General features: G+C 49.6%; 2 protein-coding genes. Both read left to right on the top strand.

Annotation, left to right across the window (positions count from 1 at the left end; all coding sequences use genetic code 11):
• Nucleotides 1–1,191 (top strand): M20/M25/M40 family metallo-hydrolase (locus tag ABYT30_RS16870; protein ID WP_373097598.1); only part of this gene is annotated, 1,191 nt, incomplete at its 5' end.
• A 210-nt stretch (nt 1,192–1,401) separates the two neighbouring features.
• On the top strand, nt 1,402–3,810 hold a 2,409-nt coding region (locus ABYT30_RS16865), incomplete at its 3' end, for a CHASE2 domain-containing protein (RefSeq protein ID WP_373097597.1).

The following is a 3,810-nucleotide window of genomic DNA, read 5'->3' as shown; positions in this document are numbered from 1 at the left end:
TTAGAGGTCGAGGTGCTGGCTGGGCAGTCGCTGTTATTGCATTGGCGTGGCAGCGGAACGCAATTGCCAGTGATGTTTTTGGCTCACCAAGATGTGGTGCCAGTAACGGCGGGTACTGAGAGTGAGTGGATACACCCGCCCTTTGCGGGCGTGGTTGCCGATGGCTTCATTTGGGGCCGCGGCGCTCTCGATGACAAGGGAAGCTTAATTAGTTTGCTGGAGGCGGCCGAGCGCTTGTTGGCTGAGGGCTTTGTGCCTGAGCGCTCTATTTATTTCGGCTTTGGCCACGATGAAGAGGTCGGCGGCGAAGGCGCGAAGGCGATGGCCAAGACGCTTGCCGATCGCGGTGTTCGCCTCGGATTTTTGCTGGACGAGGGCGGCTTTGTTACCAATGGTTTGATTCCTGGGGTGGAGGGGCGCGTAGCCCTAATTGGGCCTGCGGAAAAGGGCTACACCAGTTTGAAACTGAGTGCTCGGGGCGTCGGCGGTCACGCCTCAATGCCGCCCCAGCATACGGCATTGGGCTTGGTGGCTAGGGCTGTCATTCGGCTTGAGAATCATCCTTTTCCGGCTGAGCTGAGTTTTACCCGGGACACCATTGTGGCACTCGGGTCTGCGGCGCCTCTGGTGCAACGTGTCGTTTTCGCTAATTTATGGTTATTTGGCCCCTTCGCCGAGGCTATGCTGACCTCGATGCCAACCACCAATGCGGGTATTCGCACGACCACGGCCGCGACGATGATGAGCGCTGGCGTGAAAGACAACGTATTACCCCAAAGTGCCGAAGCCGTGGTCAACTTTAGAATATTACCTGGCGACACGGTCGCCTCGGTTGTGGCGTATGTCACCGCAGTCGTTGATGACCCGCAGGTAGAGGTGTCGCTATACAGCGATTTTTCTAATAATCCCTCGAAGGTAGCGCCCCTCGACTCCCTTGGGTACAACACCTTGAGCCAGATCATTCGCCAAGTGCGGCCAGATACCCTCGTTGCCCCCCGTTTGGTGGTTGGCGCAACCGATGCCCGTCATTTTGAAGGGATTAGCGAGGCGAGCTATCGTTTTTTAGGGCTTGAAGTTGGACCTGAAGAGCTTGCGGGGATGCACGGTACCAATGAACGGGTGTCGGCCGTGAGTTTTATTGATTCTGCAAGGCTATATTATTTATTGATGAAGCGTTCAGCAGATTTATAGCTCGTCATCCCCCACGCCTACTATTAGCATTCGGTGGTGGTTACCTCTGTTTAGGCATCGCATTGCCCTTGCCTGGTGCGTTAATTAGTTTTGTGCTTTTTCACTTGTAAGCTGTTGATTTTATTATTTTCTGTAATACTTAGCTGAAGATGTTCTTGATTTATTTTTTAAATGAAGGTATTTGCATTTAAATACACACGGTAGCTAGAAATGTCATCAGCCCACAAGCCCGGGACGTATCGCTCTACATTCGCATTTTCGGTGTTTTTTTTGTCACTGATCGGCCTATGCAGCTGGCTGATGCTATTTTTGCCGGTTAATCACGCGATTTACGACAGATTTCTTAGCCTTGCCCCGAAAAATACCGACAAACCAGTGTTGATGGTCAGTATTCCTGAGAGTGCTGATTTTCAGGGTGAAGAACAATGGACTAACTTAGTTGACCGATTAATTGATCAGGGCGCTCGCGCGATTGTGGTGCTGAGTCAAAACGTGGTCAACGAGGCGTGGTGGCAGCGCTATGAGAGTAATCCTAAGCTCATTGTCGCTTCTCGCCTACTCGCGAACGAGCTGGGTGAATACCGTCCACTGGGGTCAAACCGAAATGCCTATATTAGCCCTGCAGTCAAATTGGGGTACGCCTACCGGCAGTGGTTCCCCGTTGTTTATGGTGCAAATAATCAACGCTATGCTGGCTTCCAAACCCTACTTAGCGACAAGGCCCTGAGTAAGGCGCTGAATATTAACTATTGGGCCGCCGGCTTAATTCCAGAAATATCTGTGGATCGTCTACTGCAATTTGGCTTAATTACCGAGTTGGTCGAGGGTAAGCTTGTTTTAATTGGTGACGCGCCGGTTCTTGGTGCGCCCGGTTATGGGGTGCCGTTTGACGGTTACGCCGAGGGGATGAGCGAGCTGCAAATGCAAGCCTACATTACTCATACCGTGTTAAGCGGCAAGCACTTAAACTATCTGGCGGTTTGGCCGGCTCTTTTGCTTATGGCGCTGATACTATTTGTTTTTGTAGCCAGTTTTTTGTGGGTTGTGCCTCGTCAAACTATACCAGTGAGCTTGACGTTCATTGTGCTATTTATCTTGTCGGCGGGTTTGGTGGCGGTCCAGTGGCAGGTGTTGCTGCCGGTTAGTGAGATTGTATTGCTCCTCTCTGGCGCATTGTTGTACTTGGTGAATCAACGCTATCGCAATGAGCGGCAACTGGTAAGCGACTTAGTCTCAGAAGCCCACACCATGCTTGCTGAAAAAATTGTGCCCGAACCCCTGCTGGTGAGTGATGAACGCTGGCAGCGGATGATGGTTTTTGTTGGTCAGCAGCTCTTGATTAGCCGCTCAGTGTTTCTGGAATTAGATGACAGCGATCGTTTAAGCGTAGCGCAATTCTACAATGCCACGGCAAAAGATATCGAGGAGCGACGCAGGGATTATGCTCGCTCGCCTTACGTTGAGGCGCGTAATGCCGGTGTGCCAGTGAAGTCGAAAAAGCGTTTGTTTTTTAAACTCGACCCCGGTGAAGAGGAGTGGATAGTACCGCTGTATTACGCGGGTATTCTCCTGGGCTTTTGGGTTGTGACGGTGACGAAAAAGTCTTATGAGTCCGTCAAGAATATTCCGGCGATAATGAATGACATCTCCGAGCGCATATCTGAGCTGCTTTTCCATAGTGCCAAAGTTTCAACGGGCGATCAGCGCAGCGGTTTGCGTCGTCGACTCACTGGCTTCGACCGAGTAAGCCATGTTCAGCGTCAAGTGAAGAGTGTTTTTAAGTCTGTTTTCTCGCGTATGGATGTATTGGAAAATGTTTCTAAACATTCCAGTACGGCTTCTGGTATGTATAGCTTATTTGGCAATTTACTGTATGCCAACTTGCAGTTTGAGGATTTAGCCCGCGCTTTAAAAATTGATATCTACAAAGACTCTGTTATTGATATTCTGACGCAAGTCAGCGAGTTAGATGTGGTTACTGCGGGTAGCTATTTGTTCGAGGTGCTTCATCACCAAGAGCGAGTTGAAATTCCCATGGAGCAGAATGTGCGTGGCCGTCAATTCGCCATTCGCATCTTACCGATACAAGTCGAAGCTGAGCAGTGGCAGGGCGAGATTGGCAGTTCTGATCGTCCTACCGGCGTTATTCTGGAATTGGTTGATATAAGTTCTAGTAAAGAAAGCTGGGAGGTGCAGCAGGATCGGCTGCAATTTTTCTCTGAAAGCCTGCGTCTCAAATTACTCAGTATTTGGGGGCGTGACTACGACCTTGTTGGGTCCGAAGGCGAATCTGAAGAATTGAAGATTGAACGCGATCTTCACAATGAAAAAATGGCAAAAACACTGGAGTCTATTGAAAGTTTGAGTGCCAGCATTGACTCAAAAACCAGAGCGCGGCGACCACAGAATATCTGTAAAACAATCGACCGTATCATGGAAAAAAATGCTGAGGAGCTGTCGCAGTGTAAATTAACAGTTGTGTTATCAAAACCTGTTATTAGCCCATTAGTCTGGGCCAAAGATCAGGACTTAAAGAATTTGCTGCAATCGGCTATAAATTTATTGCGTGATGATGCCTTGGCTAATACCGAGTTAAGTATTGAAGTCGACGATATTCGG

It is taken from the genome of Zhongshania sp. (assembly GCF_041623545.1).
Lineage (GTDB): Bacteria > Pseudomonadota > Gammaproteobacteria > Pseudomonadales > Spongiibacteraceae > Spongiibacter.
Note: the sequence above shows the minus strand (reverse complement) of the source record. Positions and strands in the feature narration are given on the sequence as shown.